We start from the raw sequence: 15,310 nt of genomic DNA, 5'->3' as shown, positions 1-15,310 counted from the left end.
CTCCTGCTCATTCGGTGCGGGCGGCTTCGCCGCCCTCGCCCAGGTCCTGGCCGCTCAGGCAGCGCCACAGGCGCTCGCCCAGCAGCGCAGCCAGCAGCGCCAGGCCGATCGGCATGGGCAGCTGCGGGATCCACATCGGCACCCGCAGCACGCCCTGCGCCACCTCGTCGTAGCGCCACGAGTCGAACACGAAGACGCCGGTCTGCCACGCGGCCCAGGCGGCCAGCGCCAGACCCAGCGCGGTGGCCAGGGTCTCGACGGCGCGCGCCGTGCCGCCGCTCAGGCGGCCCAGGATCAGCGTGACGCGGATGTGCTCGCCATGGTGCAGCGCATAGGGCAGGGCCAGGAAGGCCGAGGCGGCCATGGCCCAGGCGGCGAAGTCGTCGGCCGCCGGCACCTGGGTGCCGGCCAGCCGGGCGACGATCTGCGCCAGGATCACCACGGCGATCGCGACCATCGCCACGGCGGCGCCCACGCCAGCCGCGGTGGCCAGTCGGTGCAGCAGCTTCATCGCGGGCTCAGCGGCGGAAGGCGTCGAGCACGGCCGCGCCCTCGGCGCCGGCCTTCTTCAGCCACTCGTCGGCCATGGTCTGGCCGATCTTGGTCAGCTCCCCGGCGATGGCCGGCGGCACTGGCTGCACCTTGACGCCCTTGCTGGCCAGCGTCTGGGTGAGCGCGCCGGTGCGCTCGCGGGCGGTCTGCCAGCCGCGCGCCTCGGCCTTCTTCGCGGCGGCCATCACGGCCGCCTGCTGGTCGGCTGGCAGGCCCTGCAGCGCGCGCTTGTTGGCGATGACGATGGCCTGGGGGATGAAGGCGTGGGCGTCGTAGTAGTGCTTGACGTAGTCCCAGGCCTGGGTGTCCACGCCGGTGGCGGGCGAGGTGATCATCATGTCGACCACGCCGGTGGAGAAGGCCTGCGGCACCTCGGCGGTCTGGATGGTGGTGGGCACCGCGCCCATCAGCGTGACCATGCGGGTGGTGGAGGCGCTGTAGGCGCGGAAGCGCACGCCCTTGAAGTCGGCCATGCTGCTCACCGGCTTCTCGGTGAAGATGCCTTGCGGCGGCCACGGCGCGCCGTACAGCAGCACCACGCCCTGCTTGTCCAGGCGGGCGGCGATCTGCTCGCGCGCGGCCTTCCAGAGCTTCTCGGAGGCGTCGAAGCTGGTGGCGACAAAGGGGATCGAGTCGATCTCGAACATCGGGTCCTCGTTGCCCAGCGCCGACATCAGCACCTCGCCCACCGGCACGATGCCGGCTTGCACGCCGCGCTTGACCTCAGGCCGCTTGAGCAGCACCGAGTTGGACTGCACCTTGAGCTCCAGCGCGCCGCCGGTGGCCGCCTTCACGTCCTCGGCGAACTGGCGCACGTTCTGCGTCAGGTAGTTGGCGTCGGGCTGCTCGGCCGACACATTCCAGCTGGTGGCGGCGGCGGCAGGCAGGGTGGCCAGCGCGGCGGCAGCCGCGGCGGTGGCGATCATCAGGCGACGGTTCATCGGCTTCCTCGTGGGGCAGGGTGGGTCGGGGCCTGCCTGGCGCGCCGCCGGCAGGATGGTCCGAACTGTCGGGCCACCGGGCCGGTGCTGTCCAACGAGAAATCTTTGCCGGGCGCGACCACTTTTTCTGATCGCGCCTGCGGGTTCTCCCGCGGTGCGGGCCTCTCAAGGAAACGCCGGGCCGCCCCAAGTTTCCTTGTCCCCCACGGGGGGCGGGCTGGGCGCAGCCCGGCCCTGGGGGCGCTCAGAACGGGTAGTGGCGCGGCGTGGTCTGCACGGTGATCCAGCGCAGCTCGGTGAACTCGGCGATGCCGGCCTTGCCGCCGAAGCGGCCGATGCCCGAGCCCTTGACGCCGCCGAACGGCATCTGCGCCTCGTCATGCACCGTGGGCCCGTTGACGTGGCAGATGCCGCTGTCGATCTTGCGCGCCACGTTGAAGGCGCGCGCGATGTCGCGGCCGAACACTGCCGCCGACAGGCCGTACTCGTTGTCGTTGGCGCAGGCGATCGCCTCGTCCACGCCCTTCACGCGCACGATGGCCTTGACCGGGCCGAAGGTCTCCTCGTGGTAGATGCGCATGGCCGGCGTCACGTGGTCCAGCAGCGTGGCGGGCATCAGCGTGGTCTCGGCCTTGCCGCCGCAGACCAGCTTGGCCCCCTTGGCCAGCGCGTCGTCGATCAGCGCATTGCAGTGCTGCACCGTGCCCATGCCGATCACCGAGCCCAGCACCACCGGGGCGGGCTGGCGCGGGTCGCCCAGCGGCAGGCTGGCGGCCTTGGCGGCGAACTTGCGCACGAACTCGTCGGCCACTGTCTGGTCGACGATCAGGCGCTCGGTACTCATGCAGATCTGGCCCGAGTTGGCGAAGCAGCCGAAGGCGGCGCCGTTGACCGCGTCGTCCAGGTCGGCGTCGTCCAGCACCAGCAGCGGCGCCTTGCCACCCAGCTCCAGCACCACCGGCTTGAGGTACCGGGCGCAGGTGGCGGCGATGATCCTGCCCACCTTGGTCGAGCCGGTGAAGTTGACGCGCCGCACCGCCGGGTGCGCCACCATCGCCTCGACCACCGCGCCGGCATCGGCCGGGGCGTTGGTCAGGTAATTCACCACGCCGGGCGGGAAGCCCGCGTCCTGGAAGGCCTCCACGATCAGCGCATGGGTGCGCGGGCAGTTCTCGCTGCCCTTGAGGATCACGGTGTTGCCGCAGGCCAGCGGCGTGGCGATCGCGCGCACGCCCAGGATGATCGGCGCGTTCCAGGGCGCGATGCCCAGCACCACGCCGGCGGGCTGGCGCACGCCCATCGCCAGGCTGCCGGGCACGTCGGAGGGGATGACCTCGCCGGCCACCTGGGTGGTCAGCGCGGCGGCCTCGCGGATCATGCCGGCGGCCAGCATCACGTTGAAGCCGGCCCACATGCCGGTGGCGCCGGTCTCGGCGGGCACGGCCTCGATGAACTGCGGGGTCTTGGCCTCCAGCGCGTCGGCGGCCTTGAGCAGCAGCGCGCGGCGCTCGCCAGGGCCGGTCTCGGACCAGCTGCGGAAGGCCTCGGCGGCGGCCTCGACCGCCATCACCGCGTCGGTGGGGCTGGCCGCCGGCGCACGGGTGGCGACGGTGCCGTCCAGCGGGTTGCGCCGCTCGAAGGTGGCGCCGCGCTCGGCGGTGACCTTCAGGCCGTTGATGAGCATCGACAGATCGGACATGGGGACTCTCCTGCAGGGTCAGGCCGCGACGGGGCGCATCGCGCGATGCGCCGCCTCGCTGGCGGAATGGGTGTCGCCGGCGGCGGCGCCCAGGTAGGCCTCGCGCACGACGCTGGAGCGGGCCAGCAGCGCCGCCGGGCCACAGGCCACCAGCGCGCCGCGCTCCAGCACATAGCCGCGGTCGGCCACGGCCAGCGCCTTCTTGACGTTCTGCTCGACCATCAGCACGGTGGTGCCGGCGTCGGCAATCCGGCGGGCCATCGTCAGCAGCTCGTCGACCATCTTCGGCGCCAGGCCCAGCGAGGGCTCGTCGAGCATCAGCAGGCGCGGCGCGCTCATCATCGCGCGGGCCACCGCCACCATCTGCTGTTCGCCGCCACTCATCGTGCCGGCCAGCTGGTCGGCGCGCTCGCGCAGCTTGGGAAAATCATGGAAGGCCTGCGCCAGGCGGCGCTCGCGCTCGTCACGCCCCAGCAGCCAGCCGCCCAGCTCCAGGTTCTCGCGCACCGTCATCTGCGGGAACAGCTGGCGGCCCTCGGCCACCAGGGCCACGCCGGCGCGGACGATCTGGTCGGTCTTCTCGGGCAGGTCCTCGCCGTCCAGCGTGATCCAGCCCTGGCGGCCGATCAGGCCATTGATCGCCTTGAGCAGCGTGGTCTTGCCGGCGCCGTTGGGGCCCAGCACCACGGTCAGGCCGGGCCGCACCTCCAGTGACAGATCGCGCAGCACCAGGAAGGCGCCGTAGCCGGCCGACAGGCCCTGCACCTTCAGGTGCGCGCGGCCGCTGCCGCCGAGCTGGAAGGGGGTGTCGCGGTACCACATCATGCGGCGGCTCCCGAGCCGGCATCGGCCATCTCGTCACCCAGGTAGGCCTCGACCACCTCGGGGTGGCGCACCACCTCGGCCGGCGTGCCGTCGGCGATCTTGCGGCCCTGGTGCAGCACGATCACCCGCTCGACATGGCGCAGCAGCGTGGTCACCGCATGCTCGATCCAGACCACGGTCAGGTCCAGCTCGTCGCGCAGGCGGCGGATCAGCCGCGCCATCTGTTCCACCTCGGCCTCGGTCAGGCCGGCCGCCACCTCGTCGAGCAGCAGCACGCGCGGCCGCGTGGCCAGCGCCATGCCGATCTCCAGCAGGCGCTGCTGCGAGGGCGTGATCGCCGCCGCCGGCAGCGCCGCCAGCTGCGGCAGGCCGATCAGCGCCAGGATGCTCTCGGGCGTGCGCAGCGACCAGGGCACGTCGCGCTCCTCGCCCCACAGCCAGAAGCGGCGTGGACGGCGGCCGGCGAAGCGCAGGCCGAAGGCGATGTTGTCGCGCACCGTCATCTCGGCGAAGACGCGCGGCGTCTGGAAGGTGCGCGCCACGCCGCGGGCGGCGAAGCGCTCGGCGCGGCGGCCGGTCAGGCGCTGGCCGCGCGCCAGGATCTCGCCGCTGGTGGGTGCGGTGACGCCCGACAGCGCATTGAAGAAGGTGGTCTTGCCCGCGCCGTTGGGGCCGATGATGCCCACCAGCTCGCCCGCCGCAAAGCAGGCGTCCACCGCATCGACCGCGGTCAGACCGCCAAAGCGCACGCTGACGCCGCGGGCTTCGAGCAGCGGGGCGCTGGTGTCAGACGGCACGACGGCGCTCCTTCAGGCGTTGCTCGTCGCGGGCCTGGTCGCCGCTCCATTCGTAGCGCCGGGCGGTCCACCAGGTCCTCATCGCCGTGCCCCAGCCGCGCAGCGAGCCCCAGCGCAGCGAGGCCAGGCCGCCGGGCAGGTACAGCACGCACAGGATCAGCAGCGCGCCCAGCGCCATCATGTAGAGCTGCGGCAGCGACAGGCGCAGCGTCTCGGCCAGCAGGCTGAAGACGATGGCCGCCAGCAGCGGGCCCCACAGCGTGGTGGCGCCGCCGATCAGCGCGATCAGCACGGTCTGGAAGCCGATGAAGGGGTTGAACACCGTGACCGGGTCGATGTAGGTCCAGCGCACCGCCATCGCCGCGCCCACCGCGCCGGCAAAGGCCGCGGTCAGCGCAAAGCCCAGCGTCTTGACCCAGCGCGTGGGCACGCCCAGGGTCTGGGCGCGCACCTCGTCGGCGCCAATGCCCGCCAGCGCCAGGCCGAAGCGGGTGCGCCGCACGAGGATGCTGGTGGCCAGCGCCAGCACCGCCAGCGCCAGCACCGTCAGGTAGACCACGCCGTCCTCGGGCACCACGGTGAGCACGCGGCCGACGGTGCCCGTGACCTGCTTTTCCCAATAGGTGACGGCGTGGCGGATCAGCTCGGTCATGCCGAAGGTCAGCATCGCGAAGTAGGTGCCGCGCAGGTGCAGCACCGCCAGCCCCATCACCACCGCCAGCGCAGCCGCGACCGCTGCGCCCAGCACGATGCTGCCCACCCAGCCGATCGTCTCCAGGCCCAGCGCGCTGACATAGGCGCCCACGCCGAAGAAGGCCGAGGTGGCCAGGCTGAGGTAGCGGGTGGCGCCGCAGAACAGCGCCCAGGTCGACGACAGCACCACGTACATCAGGCAGCTCAGCGCCATCGACACCACGAAGGGGCTGCCGTAGTGGGGCACGGCCAGCGCCCAGCCGGCCAGGCCGAAGAGCACCAGCAGGTCGCGCGTGAGCAGGTCGCGGGGGGTCATCGCGTCAGAGGCTGAGAGTTTTTCGATCGTGCCCGACAGGTGCCTGCAAACGCCTCCGATTGAGGCGCAAAGCACAGCCATAGCTCGGGCTATGGCGAGCATTTGCAACGATGAGCGGGGGCGTTTTCAGGTGCAGGGCGGGCATGAGTGAAAGACTCTCAGCCTCTCAGGTCTTCAGGGCACGGCCGAACAGGCCCTGGGGCCGCGTCAGCAGCACCAGGATGAACACGCTGTAGGACAGCAGCGACTTCAGCGAGGGGCTGGTGAAGTGCATGCCCAGCGCCTCGACCACGCCCAGCAGCAGGCCGCCGGCCAGCGCGCCGCCCATGTGGCCGAAGCCGCCCAGCGTGATGACGATCAGCGCGGTGACGCTGTAGGGCTCGCCCATCGCCGGCGCGATCGTGTAGGTCATCGACAGCAGGCAGCCCGCCACGCCCGCCAGGCCCAGGCCCAGGCCGAACATCAGCGGGTGCAGCCGCTCTGTGCGGATGCCCACCAGCCGCGCGCCCACCGGCGACTGCATCAGCGCGCGCACCCCCTTGCCCAGCAGCGTGCGCTGCAGCCAGACGATCAGCGCCACCGCGATCGCCAGCGCCAGCGCCGCCACCAGCAGCTTGTTGGCGGCGAACTGCGCGCCGCCCAGGCTGACCGGCGAGGTCAGGTAGTCGTAGCCGCGCAGGTCGGCGCCCCAGACCAGCGAGGCGAAGTTCTGCACCAGGAACATCAGGCCGAAGGCCACCATCAGGCCGCGCGCCTCGAAGACATCGAGGTTGGGCGAGGTGGCGGTCAGCCGCTGGAAGGCCAGCCGGTGGATCAGCAGGCCCAGCGCCGCCAGCAGCACGAAGCTGACCGGGATCATCAGCAGCGGCGACACGCCCCAGCCGGTGTGCGCCGCCCAGGTGGCGTAGGCGCCCAGCATCAGGAACTCGCCGTGGGCGATGTTGAGGATGCGCATCAGCCCGTACTGCAGGTTCAGGCCCAGGGCCACCAGCGCGTAGATCGCGCCGGTGATCAGCCCCGAGGCCAGCAGCTCGAACCAGCTCTGCAGCGACACGGCGCCCTGGCTCCCTTACTTCCAGGCCGGCTTGTTGGCGTTGAGCGGCGCGGTGGCCACGGCCCTGGGCCAGACCACCTCGAACTCGCCGTTCTGCCACTGGCCCACCGTGCCCGGCGTGGCCACGTTCTCGCTGCCATCGAAGCGCACCTTGCCGATGATGGTGCTGTGCTCGGTGCGCGCCACGTAGTCGCGGATCGCCTTGCGGTCCAGCCCCACCTTGGCCACGGCGGCGCTGAGGATCTCCAGCCCGGCCCAGCAGTGGCCGCTGGCCCAGCGGTCGGGCTCCTTGCCGTTGAACTTCTTGGTGTGGGCGTCGAAGTAGGCCTTGGCGCCCGGGCTGGTCTTGGCGTTCCACGAGCCCATGCCCAGCACGCCCTCGGCCCCGGCCGGCGTGATGACGTTCTTGTAGAGCTGGAAGGCGGTGCCCACCGAGGCGTAGAAGAACTTCGGGTTGAAGCCGATCTCCTTGGCCTGCTTGCTGGCCAGGATGGTGTCGGGCGGGTAGGTGAAGCCCACGAACGCGTCGGGGTTCTTGTCCTTGATGCTGCGCAGCACCGGGCTGAGGTCCTTGACGCCGCCGGGGTAGCTCTTGTCCTCGACCATGCTGATGCCCGAGCCCTGCAGCGCCACTTTCAGCGCGGCGTAGTTCTCCAGGCCGAACAGGTCGTCCACGTAGATCACCGCCAGCGTCTTCACGCCGTTGGCCTTGAGCATGTCGACCAGCGCGCCGGTCATGGGCGCGGGCTGCTGCAGCAGCAGGAAGAAGTAGGGCAGCCGCATCTCCACCAGGCGCCGCGACAGCGCGGTGGGCGCCAGGAAGGGGTAGCCGTAGCGGTTGGCCAGCGGCGCCACCGCGAAGTTGGCGTTGCTGCCCCAGGGCGGCAGCACCAGGTCGACCTTGTCGCTGGCCATCAGCTTCTCGTAGGTGCGCACGCAGGTCTCCACCTCGGAGCGGTCGTCGCTGCTGACCAGCTCGATCGGGCGGCGCACGCCCTTGACGTCCAGACCGCCGACGGCATTGACCTGCTCCGCCCACAGCAGGTAGTTGGGCTCCTGGCTGACCTGGGCGCCCCCGGCCCAGGGGCCGGTGCGGGCGATCGCGTAACCGATGCGCACCGGCGGCGCGCTGCCTTGCGCCAGCGCCGGCAGCGCCAGGCTGGCGCCAGCGGCGGCCAGGCCCTGGGCGGCCTGGCGGCGGGTGAGTCCACGGGTCGGGCGGGCGGTCGGATCGGCCATGGCAGTGTCTCCGTTGGGGATGGCGTGGGAGCGGATTGTTGGAACTTGCGGCCGGGCCGGCTTGCCTGTGGGTGCACGCGCACTTGCCGATGCGTGCAGGCCGGCCTGGGGCTTTCCCGGGGCTATCGCCGCCATCGGCGAAATCCATCCCCGCCGGCGGCCCGGATGCCTATGATCCGCGGACCATGCCCGCCGCCCCTGCGCTCGCTGCCGCCCAGGTGATGACGACCGACGAGGTCGCGCTGCGCGAGCGCGTGCCCTTCTGGCAGGACTGGATCCGCCGCGTCTTCTGCGGGCTGGAGTCGGATGTCTACGGCGACAGCGTGATCGACGCCCGCCTGGCCAGCGCCCAGGCCGGTCCGGTGGTGCTGACCCGGCTGGAGGCCGGCCGCCACCGGGTGATGCGCGATGCCCGCATCGTGCGCAGCAACGACAGCGGCTTTCTCAAGATCGTCGCGCCGCAGAAGGGCCGTGCCGGCGTGGTGCAGCAGGGCCGCACCGCCTGGGTCGGCCCCGGCGAGTGGAGCATCTACGACACCACCGACACCTACGCGGTGGAGAACCCCGAGCGGGTGGAGCACCTGATCGTCATGCTGCCCAAGGCCGATCTGGCCGAGCGCGGCCTGCCGCTGGCCGAGCTGGTGGCGCGCCCGATGAACGGCCGCGCCGGCGTGGGCCGGCTGGCGCTCGAGGCGATGCGCAGCGCCTACCAGGAGCTGCCGCAGCTGTCGCCCGACACCGCCCGCGGCGTGGGCGAAAGCATCACCCAGCTGGTCCACCTGGCGCTGCTGGACCTGGCCGGTCGCGGCACCGCGATCAGCCAGCGCGAGGCGCTGCGCGACCGCATCAAGCACCTGGTGGCGCGCCGCCTGGGCGATCCGCGGCTGGGCGTGGACGACATCGCCGGCTCGCTGCAGTGCAGCCGCCGCCAGCTCTACAACGCCTTCGCCGACGAGCCCGAGGGCGTGGCCGGCTACCTGCTGCGCGAGCGCCTGGAGGCGGTGCGCCGTGACCTGGCCGACCCGGCCCAGGTCAACCGCAGCATCACCGACATCGCCATGGACCGCGGCTTCAACAGCCTGGCCCATTTCAGCCGCGTGTTCGCCCAGCGCTACGGCGTGCCGCCCAGCGTCTACCGCCGCCTGGGCTATGGGCAGACGGTGATGGTGCGCTGAGAGGCTGAGGCTCAGGCGTCCAGGCGGCGCACCCAGTCGGGCCGCTGCTCGGCGCAATAGCGCGCCACCACCTCGGCGGTCAGCAGCTGGGTGGCCCGCACGGCAGGCGGCGCCTCGCGCTCGCTGGTGGTGGTGATCGTCATCGCCGGCAGCGCCGGCCCCTCGCACAGGCGCAGCGCGCCGCTGTCCAGGTCGGGGCCGACGAAGACCGGCGGAATGGCGGCGATGCCGTAGCCGTCGCGCACCAGCTGGATGATCGACTCCACCGAGGGGAAGTTGCAGATGCGCGGCTCGGTGCCGCGGTCGGCGAACAGCGCGCGCACATGGGCCTGCGGGCTGGAGGTGCGCGAGAAGGTCAGCAGCGGCACCCGCTCCAGTTGCGCCAGCGTCAGCGCTCCGCGCTGCGGCGCCAGCTCGGGCCGGGCGATCCAGTGCAGCGCGAACTCGCACAGCGGCGTCACCCGGTGCTCGGTGCTGCCCACGGCCGGTGCGTAAGGGTCGTTCTGCACCATCAGGTCGAGCTTGCGGTGGCGCAACGCCTCGTGCAGGTTCTTCGCGGTGTCCACCGTGATGTCCAGGTCGATCTGCGGGTGACGCTCGGCCAGCAGCCGCACCAGCGGCGACAGCCAGGTGCGCACCACCGACTCGATCGCCCCCAGCCGCACCCGGCCGGCCGGCGGCGCCTCGGGGCGGGTGCTGGCGCGCAGCTCGCGCTCCAGGTCCAGCATGCGCTGGGCCTGGCGCACCGCCTGCTCGCCGGCGGCGGTCAGGGTCAGGCGGCGCTGGCTGCGGTCGACCAGCTCCACCCCCAGGTCGTCCTCGAGGTTGGCGATGCGCTGCGAGATGGCCGCCTGGGTGGCGTTGAGCACCTGCGCGGTCTCGCGGAAGCTGCCGACGCGGGCGAGCACCACCAGGGTTTCGAGAAAGCGCGTGTTCATGACAGGAGCGTAGCAAGCCGTGGGCCTGTCGCGTCGGGGACGCGGGTGGGTCCGCATGGGCAAGCCGCGAACGATGGCCTAGATTGACCGGCACAGCCACCGGAGAAGCCCGATGATCATCCCCTCGCTCAAGGACCAGGTGTCCGCCACCGAATGGCAGGCCCGCGTGGACCTGGCCGCCGCCTACCGGCTGGTGGCGCTGTTCGGCTGGGACGACCTGGTCTACACCCACCTCTCGATGCGCGTGCCGGGCGAGGCCGATCACTTCCTGATCAACCCCTACGGCCTGTTCTTCGAGGAGATCACCGCCTCCAGCCTGATCAAGGTGGACCACGCCGGGCGGCCGCTGCAGGAGACGGCGTTTCCGGTCAACCCGGCGGGCTTCGTGATCCACAGCACCGTGCATGCGGCGCGGCCCGAGATGGCCTGCGTGATGCACACCCACACGCCGCACGGCGTGGCGGTGGCGGCCCAGGCCGAGGGCCTGCTGCCGCTGTCGCAGCAAAGCGGCTTCATCCTCAACGCGCTGGCCTACCACGACTACGAGGGCGTGGCCCTGCGCGACGCCGAGCGCCCGCGCCTGGCCGCCGACCTGGGCGGCGCGATGTGGATGATCCTGCGCAACCACGGCCTGCTGACCGTGGGCCGCAGCGTCGGTGAGGCCTTCCAGAACATGTACCTGCTGGAGATGGCCTGCCGCATCCAGATCCTGGCGCAGTCGGGTGGCGCGGCACTCACCCGGGTGGGCCAACCCATCATTGCCGACATGCTGGCGCAGGCGCGCGAGGTCAGCGTGGGCCAGGGGGCCGACCTGGTCTGGCCGGGCCTGCGGCGACGGCTGGACCGGCAGCTGCCGGGCTACGACAGCTGATCAGGGCGCGGGTGCCAGCTGCGCCTCGATGAAGCCCTGGCAGGCGTCGGGGTCCAGCGGTTTGGCGAACAGGTAGCCCTGCACCAGGTCGCAGCCCAGGCCGCGCAGGTAGTCGAGCTGGGCGCGGGTCTCCACGCCCTCGGCCACCACCTCCAGGCCCAGGCTGTGGGCCAGCGTGATCGTGGCGGCGCAGATCGCGGCGTCGTTGGCGTCGTGCTCGATGTCCATGACGAAGCTGCGGTCGAGCTTCAGGCTGTTGAGCGGCAGCTGCTTCAGGTAGGCCAGCGAGGAGTAGCCGGTGCCGAAGTCGTCGATCGACAGGCCCACGCCCAGCTGGCGCAGCTGCTGCAGCTGGGCGATGGTGCGGCGCGGGTCGCGCATCGCGGTGCTTTCGGTGACCTCCAGCTCCAGCGCGCCGCCGGGCACGCCGTGCTGCACCAGCGCGTCGGCCACGGCCACGGCGAACAGCTCGTCGCGCAGTTGCTGGGCCGACACGTTGACCGCCACACGCAAGCTGGTGTGGCCCTGCGCGCGCCAGACCGCGAGCTGGCGCAGCGCCTCGTGCAGCACCCAGCGGCCGATGCTGGCGATCAGGCCGGTGTCTTCGGCGATCGGGATGAAGCGCACCGGCGACACCAGGCCCAGGCTGGGATGGCGCCAGCGCAGCAGCGCCTCGACGGTGACGGTGCGCAGGCCCCCGGCCTCGATCTGCGGCTGGTACTGCAGGAACAGCTCGTGGCGGTCGATCGCCACCCGCAGGCCCTGCTCCAGCGCCAGGCGTTCCTGGTTGTCCTGGTTCATGGCCGCGGTGTAGAAGTGCAGGCCATCGCGGCCGGCGGCCTTGGCGTGGTACATCGCGGCGTCGGCGCCCTTCATCAGCGCGTCCATGTCGTTGCCGTCGCTGGGGTACATGGCGATGCCGATGCTGGCCGAGGTGTGCAGCGCGTGACCTTCCACCGCCACCGGCTGGCGCAGCGCCTCCAGCACCTTCTGCGCCACCAGGGCGCTGGCGCGCGCGCCCTCGTCGCCCAGCTCGGTCAGCACCAGCACGAACTCGTCGCCGCCCAGGCGGGCCACGATGTCGCTGCCGCGCACCAGGGCCTGCAGGCGCTGGGCCACCTCCACCAGCATGGCGTCGCCCACATGGTGGCCCAGGCTGTCGTTGATGTCCTTGAAGCGGTCCAGGTCGATGAACAGCATCGCCAGCTCCGAGCCGGCGCGCTGCGCGGCCGCCAGGGCCTGTTCCAGCCGGCCGCGCAGCAGCACGCGGTTGGGCAGGCCGGTCAGGTGGTCGTGGTGGGCCAGGTGCAGGATGCGCTGCTCGGCGGCCTTGAGCTCGCTGAGGTCCATGGTCTGCGCGATGTGGTGGGTGATCGCGCCCTGGGCGTCGCGCACCACCGAGATCGACATCCACTTGGGCGACACGCGGCCGTCGCGGTGGCGGTCCAGCAGCTCGCCGCGCCACTGGCCCCGTTCGGTCAGCGAGGCCCACATCGCCTCGTATTCGTCGGGCCGGGTGTGGCCGGAGGCCAGCAGGCGCGGGTTGCGGCCCACCACTTCCTCGGGGGTGTAGCCGGTCTGCTGGACGAAGGCGGGGTTGACCTCGACGATGCTGTTGGTGGCGTCGGTGACGACGATGGCCTCACCGCTGTGCTCGAACACCGCCGTCAGCAGCCGGGCGCGCTGGCGTGCCTCCTCGCCGCGGGCCAGGGCGCGCACCAGCATCAGGCCGGCACCGGACAGCAGCAGCAGGAAGCCCGCCACCAGCGCCAGCGTGGTGCGCAGCTCCCGGTGCCAGCCGGCCAGCGTGTCCTGATCGGCCAGGCCCACCAGCACCAGCAGCGGGGCGGCGCTCATGCGGCGGGCGGCGTAGGTGCGCGCCACACCGTCGGGTGTCTGACCGGTGTGGTAGTTGGCCACGCGCCAGTCGTTGCGCGCCATCAGCGCGCGCAACGCCGGCGACGCATTCTGCCGGCCGACCTGGCCCGACTCGCCACTCAGCGCCGGGTAGCGCACGATCTGGTGCAGCGCCGCGCTGCGCAGCACCACCACGCCGCCCGGCCCGGCGTCCACACGCGAGAGCAGCAGCGACAGGTGCGAGACCTGCATCGTCGCCAGCACCGCACCGGCGAGTTGCCCGTCCGGGCCGGTGATGCGCCGGCCAAAGGGCAGCACCCAGCCGTCGCCCACCAGGCTCAGCCGGGGCGCAGCCACCTGCAGGCCGGGGTGGGCGCTGTCGCGCAGGGATTGGAACCAGGGCTGGCCGGACTGGTCCAGATCAGCGGGCTGAACACCCAGACCGCCCGCCATGATGCGGCCGGCGGCGTCGACCAGGTAGACCCCGCTGAGGTCGGGCCGCTCCGCCTGCATGGCGTCGATCAGGCTGGCGGCCTCGGTCGGCTCGATCCGGCCGCGCAGCGCCAGCGAGGCCTCGACCGTGTGCGCCACGCCCTGCATCGACTGGTCGAGCTGGTTCAGATGGGCCGCCAGGTAGGCATCGGTCAGCGTGGCCAGGTTCTCGCTGTGCGCCTCGGCCCGCGCCTGGTGCTGCAGCCGGCTCTGCCACAGGCCCATCACCGCCAGGCTGGCGATCATCGAAGCGAGCAGCGCCAGCGCCCCCCACACCACGGTGCGGGGGCGGCGGGCGAGCAGCTTGGAGAGAAGGGCGGTGGGGCGGGGCATGGGCGGGCCTCGGTCGGTTATCGGCGGCAGCGGGTGAAGCTTGAGCCGCCCCGTTGTGTCCCGGGCTGGGCGGCGCTAACCTGACACTTTCGTCACCGTCTCCCGGAACCCTCCCATGTCCTCAGGCAAGATCCTCGTCGCACAGGGCGGCGGCCCCACCGCCGTCATCAACCAGTCGCTCGTTGGCGTGGTGCTGGAAGCCCGGCGCCACCAAGGGGTGCAGCGGGTCTATGGCGCCGCCCATGGCGTACGGGGCATTGTCAACGAGGACTTCCTGGACCTGACCCAAGAGACCAGCCACAACCTGGAATTGGTGGCCGGCACGCCGGCGGCTGCGCTGGGCAGCACCCGCGACAAGCCCGACCTGGCCTACTGCCAGGAGATGTTCAAGGTGCTGCGGGCGCACCAGATCGAGCATTTCTTCAACATCGGCGGCAACGACAGCTCCGACACCATCCGCATCGTCGCCGAGGAAGCCGCCAAGGCCGGCTACCCGCTGCGCTGCATCCATATTCCCAAGACGATCGACAACGACCTGGTGCTCAACGACCACACGCCCGGCTTCCCCAGTGCGGCGCGCTTCGTGGCCCAGGCCTTTGCGGGCGCCAACCTGGACAACGCCGCGCTGCCGGGCGTGTATGTGGGCGTGGTGATGGGCCGCCACGCGGGCTTCCTGACCGCGGCCTCGGCGCTGGGCAAGAAGTTCCCCGATGACGGCCCGCACCTGATCTACGTGCCCGAGCGCACCTTCGAGATCCCGAAGTTCCTGGCCGACGTCAAGGCGGTGCACGACCGCTACGGCCGCTGCGTGGTGGCCGTCAGCGAGGGCATCCACGACGCCTCCGGCCAGCCCATCCTGGCCCAGCTGGCCAAGGACCTGGAGCGCGACGCCCACGGCAACGTGCAGCTCAGCGGCAGCGGCGCCCTGGCCGACCTGCTGTGCGAGGAGATCAAGCGCAACCTGGGGATCAAGCGGGTGCGCGGCGACACCTTTGGCTACCTGCAGCGCAGCTTTGTCGGCTGCGTGTCCGACGTGGACCAGCGCGAGGCCCGCGAGGTGGGCGAGAAGGCGGTGCAGTTCGCGATGTGGGGCGACCGCAATGGCTCGGTGGCGATCAAGCGCACCGGCTTCTACTCGGCCGACTACGAGCTGCTGCCGCTGGAAGCCGTGGCCGGCAAGACCCGCACGATGGAGGACGAATTCATCGCCCCCAGCGGCACCGACGTGACCGACGCCTTCCGCCTGTACCTGCGTCCGCTGCTGGGCTCGGGCATGCCGGATGCCTTCCGGCTGCGCCGGGCCAAGGTGCCCAAGATCTTGAAGGGCTGAGACTGCCCGCAGCGGCCGTAGGCCGCTTCGGGCGCCGCAGTACGCCGACGGTGACTCAGCCAAGGACTGAGCGGCCTGGGGATGGTGGCGCTGTCGGGGGCGCCGAGGAGCGCAGACGCCTCGGGGCGCGCGCCGCAGGCGCGCCTCGTGCACTGACTTGGTCGACACTGTTTGACCGGAGCGAGCCGCAGGCGAGCG

Annotated in this window: 13 protein-coding genes; 3 read left to right on the top strand and 10 right to left on the bottom strand. The window is 71.6% G+C overall.

Annotated features, from left to right (window positions below; all coding sequences use genetic code 11):
• Positions 1 to 7: 7 nt before the first annotated feature.
• The 8 genes from KAK03_RS23190 to KAK03_RS23155 all read right to left on the bottom strand — a co-directional run bounded on the left by KAK03_RS23190 (position 8) and on the right by KAK03_RS23155 (position 8,116).
• Positions 8 to 511, bottom strand: a complete 504-nt coding sequence (locus tag KAK03_RS23190; protein WP_210857056.1) for a TRAP transporter small permease — start codon at positions 509 to 511, stop codon at positions 8 to 10.
• Positions 512 to 518: 7 nt separating this feature from the next.
• Positions 519 to 1,493, bottom strand: a complete 975-nt coding sequence (locus tag KAK03_RS23185; RefSeq protein ID WP_210857055.1) for a TRAP transporter substrate-binding protein — start codon at positions 1,491 to 1,493, stop codon at positions 519 to 521.
• A 244-nt stretch (positions 1,494 to 1,737) separates the two neighbouring features.
• Positions 1,738 to 3,192 carry an aldehyde dehydrogenase gene (locus tag KAK03_RS23180; protein ID WP_210857054.1) on the bottom strand — a complete coding sequence of 485 codons (1,455 nt, stop codon included), beginning with the start codon at positions 3,190 to 3,192 and terminating at the stop codon, positions 1,738 to 1,740.
• A gap of 18 nt (positions 3,193 to 3,210) precedes the next feature.
• The gene (locus KAK03_RS23175) at positions 3,211 to 4,017 is read right to left on the bottom strand and encodes an ABC transporter ATP-binding protein (RefSeq protein ID WP_210857053.1); all 807 of its coding nucleotides are present in this window, start codon (positions 4,015 to 4,017) and stop codon (positions 3,211 to 3,213) included.
• Positions 4,014 to 4,814 carry an ABC transporter ATP-binding protein gene (locus KAK03_RS23170; protein ID WP_310738715.1) on the bottom strand — a complete coding sequence of 267 codons (801 nt, stop codon included), beginning with the start codon at positions 4,812 to 4,814 and terminating at the stop codon, positions 4,014 to 4,016. The genes KAK03_RS23175 and KAK03_RS23170 overlap by 4 nt, the downstream gene beginning before the upstream one ends.
• Positions 4,804 to 5,823, bottom strand: coding sequence for a branched-chain amino acid ABC transporter permease (locus tag KAK03_RS23165; protein ID WP_210857052.1), 1,020 nt, complete (start codon positions 5,821 to 5,823; stop codon positions 4,804 to 4,806). The genes KAK03_RS23170 and KAK03_RS23165 overlap by 11 nt, the downstream gene beginning before the upstream one ends.
• 166 nt (positions 5,824 to 5,989) lie before the next feature.
• Positions 5,990 to 6,877 (bottom strand): branched-chain amino acid ABC transporter permease, encoded by an 888-nt coding sequence (locus KAK03_RS23160; protein WP_210857051.1) that lies wholly within the window; start codon positions 6,875 to 6,877, stop codon positions 5,990 to 5,992.
• A 15-nt stretch (positions 6,878 to 6,892) separates the two neighbouring features.
• Positions 6,893 to 8,116, bottom strand: a complete 1,224-nt coding sequence (locus KAK03_RS23155) for an amino acid ABC transporter substrate-binding protein (protein ID WP_210857050.1) — start codon at positions 8,114 to 8,116, stop codon at positions 6,893 to 6,895.
• Positions 8,117 to 8,301: 185 nt separating this feature from the next.
• Here KAK03_RS23155 and KAK03_RS23150 point away from each other — a divergent pair, with 185 nt between their 5' ends.
• Positions 8,302 to 9,291: an AraC-like ligand-binding domain-containing protein gene (locus KAK03_RS23150; protein WP_247661374.1), complete on the top strand. Its 990-nt coding sequence runs from the start codon at positions 8,302 to 8,304 to the stop codon at positions 9,289 to 9,291.
• Between the two features lie 11 nt (positions 9,292 to 9,302).
• Here the strand turns inward: KAK03_RS23150 and KAK03_RS23145 are convergent, their stop codons facing one another.
• On the bottom strand, positions 9,303 to 10,229 hold the full coding sequence (locus KAK03_RS23145; RefSeq protein WP_210857049.1) for a LysR family transcriptional regulator: 927 nt from the start codon (positions 10,227 to 10,229) through the stop codon (positions 9,303 to 9,305).
• 112 nt (positions 10,230 to 10,341) lie between these two features.
• Here KAK03_RS23145 and KAK03_RS23140 point away from each other — a divergent pair, with 112 nt between their 5' ends.
• Positions 10,342 to 11,100 (top strand): class II aldolase/adducin family protein, encoded by a 759-nt coding sequence (locus tag KAK03_RS23140; protein ID WP_210857048.1) that lies wholly within the window; start codon positions 10,342 to 10,344, stop codon positions 11,098 to 11,100.
• Here the strand turns inward: KAK03_RS23140 and KAK03_RS23135 are convergent, their stop codons facing one another.
• Complete coding sequence (locus tag KAK03_RS23135; protein WP_210857047.1) at positions 11,101 to 13,782, bottom strand: bifunctional diguanylate cyclase/phosphodiesterase; 2,682 nt, start codon at positions 13,780 to 13,782, stop codon at positions 11,101 to 11,103. It abuts the gene before it with no gap.
• A gap of 115 nt (positions 13,783 to 13,897) precedes the next feature.
• Between KAK03_RS23135 and KAK03_RS23130 the strand changes: the two genes are divergently transcribed.
• The gene (locus KAK03_RS23130; RefSeq protein ID WP_210857046.1) at positions 13,898 to 15,112 is read left to right on the top strand and encodes a 6-phosphofructokinase; all 1,215 of its coding nucleotides are present in this window, start codon (positions 13,898 to 13,900) and stop codon (positions 15,110 to 15,112) included.
• Positions 15,113 to 15,310 lie beyond the last annotated feature (198 nt).

The organism is Ideonella alba (assembly GCF_018069845.1).
GTDB classification, from domain to species: Bacteria; Pseudomonadota; Gammaproteobacteria; order Burkholderiales; family Burkholderiaceae_C; genus Ideonella; species Ideonella alba.
Note: the sequence above shows the minus strand (reverse complement) of the source record. Positions and strands in the feature narration are given on the sequence as shown.

What these genes read in the sequence shown, in the direction of transcription:
- KAK03_RS23155 (WP_210857050.1), bottom strand. Translation starts at nt 8,116, where the DNA reads ATGGCCGATCCGACCGCCCGCCCGACCCGTGGACTCACCCGCCGCCAG.
- KAK03_RS23165 (WP_210857052.1), bottom strand. Translation starts at nt 5,823, where the DNA reads ATGACCCCCCGCGACCTGCTCACGCGCGACCTGCTGGTGCTCTTCGGC.
- KAK03_RS23135 (WP_210857047.1), bottom strand. Translation starts at nt 13,782, where the DNA reads ATGCCCCGCCCCACCGCCCTTCTCTCCAAGCTGCTCGCCCGCCGCCCC.
- KAK03_RS23150 (WP_247661374.1), top strand. Translation starts at nt 8,302, where the DNA reads ATGCCCGCCGCCCCTGCGCTCGCTGCCGCCCAGGTGATGACGACCGAC.
- KAK03_RS23130 (WP_210857046.1), top strand. Translation starts at nt 13,898, where the DNA reads ATGTCCTCAGGCAAGATCCTCGTCGCACAGGGCGGCGGCCCCACCGCC.
- KAK03_RS23190 (WP_210857056.1), bottom strand. Translation starts at nt 511, where the DNA reads ATGAAGCTGCTGCACCGACTGGCCACCGCGGCTGGCGTGGGCGCCGCC.
- KAK03_RS23180 (WP_210857054.1), bottom strand. Translation starts at nt 3,192, where the DNA reads ATGTCCGATCTGTCGATGCTCATCAACGGCCTGAAGGTCACCGCCGAG.
- KAK03_RS23185 (WP_210857055.1), bottom strand. Translation starts at nt 1,493, where the DNA reads ATGAACCGTCGCCTGATGATCGCCACCGCCGCGGCTGCCGCCGCGCTG.
- KAK03_RS23140 (WP_210857048.1), top strand. Translation starts at nt 10,342, where the DNA reads ATGATCATCCCCTCGCTCAAGGACCAGGTGTCCGCCACCGAATGGCAG.
- KAK03_RS23175 (WP_210857053.1), bottom strand. Translation starts at nt 4,017, where the DNA reads ATGATGTGGTACCGCGACACCCCCTTCCAGCTCGGCGGCAGCGGCCGC.
- KAK03_RS23145 (WP_210857049.1), bottom strand. Translation starts at nt 10,229, where the DNA reads ATGAACACGCGCTTTCTCGAAACCCTGGTGGTGCTCGCCCGCGTCGGC.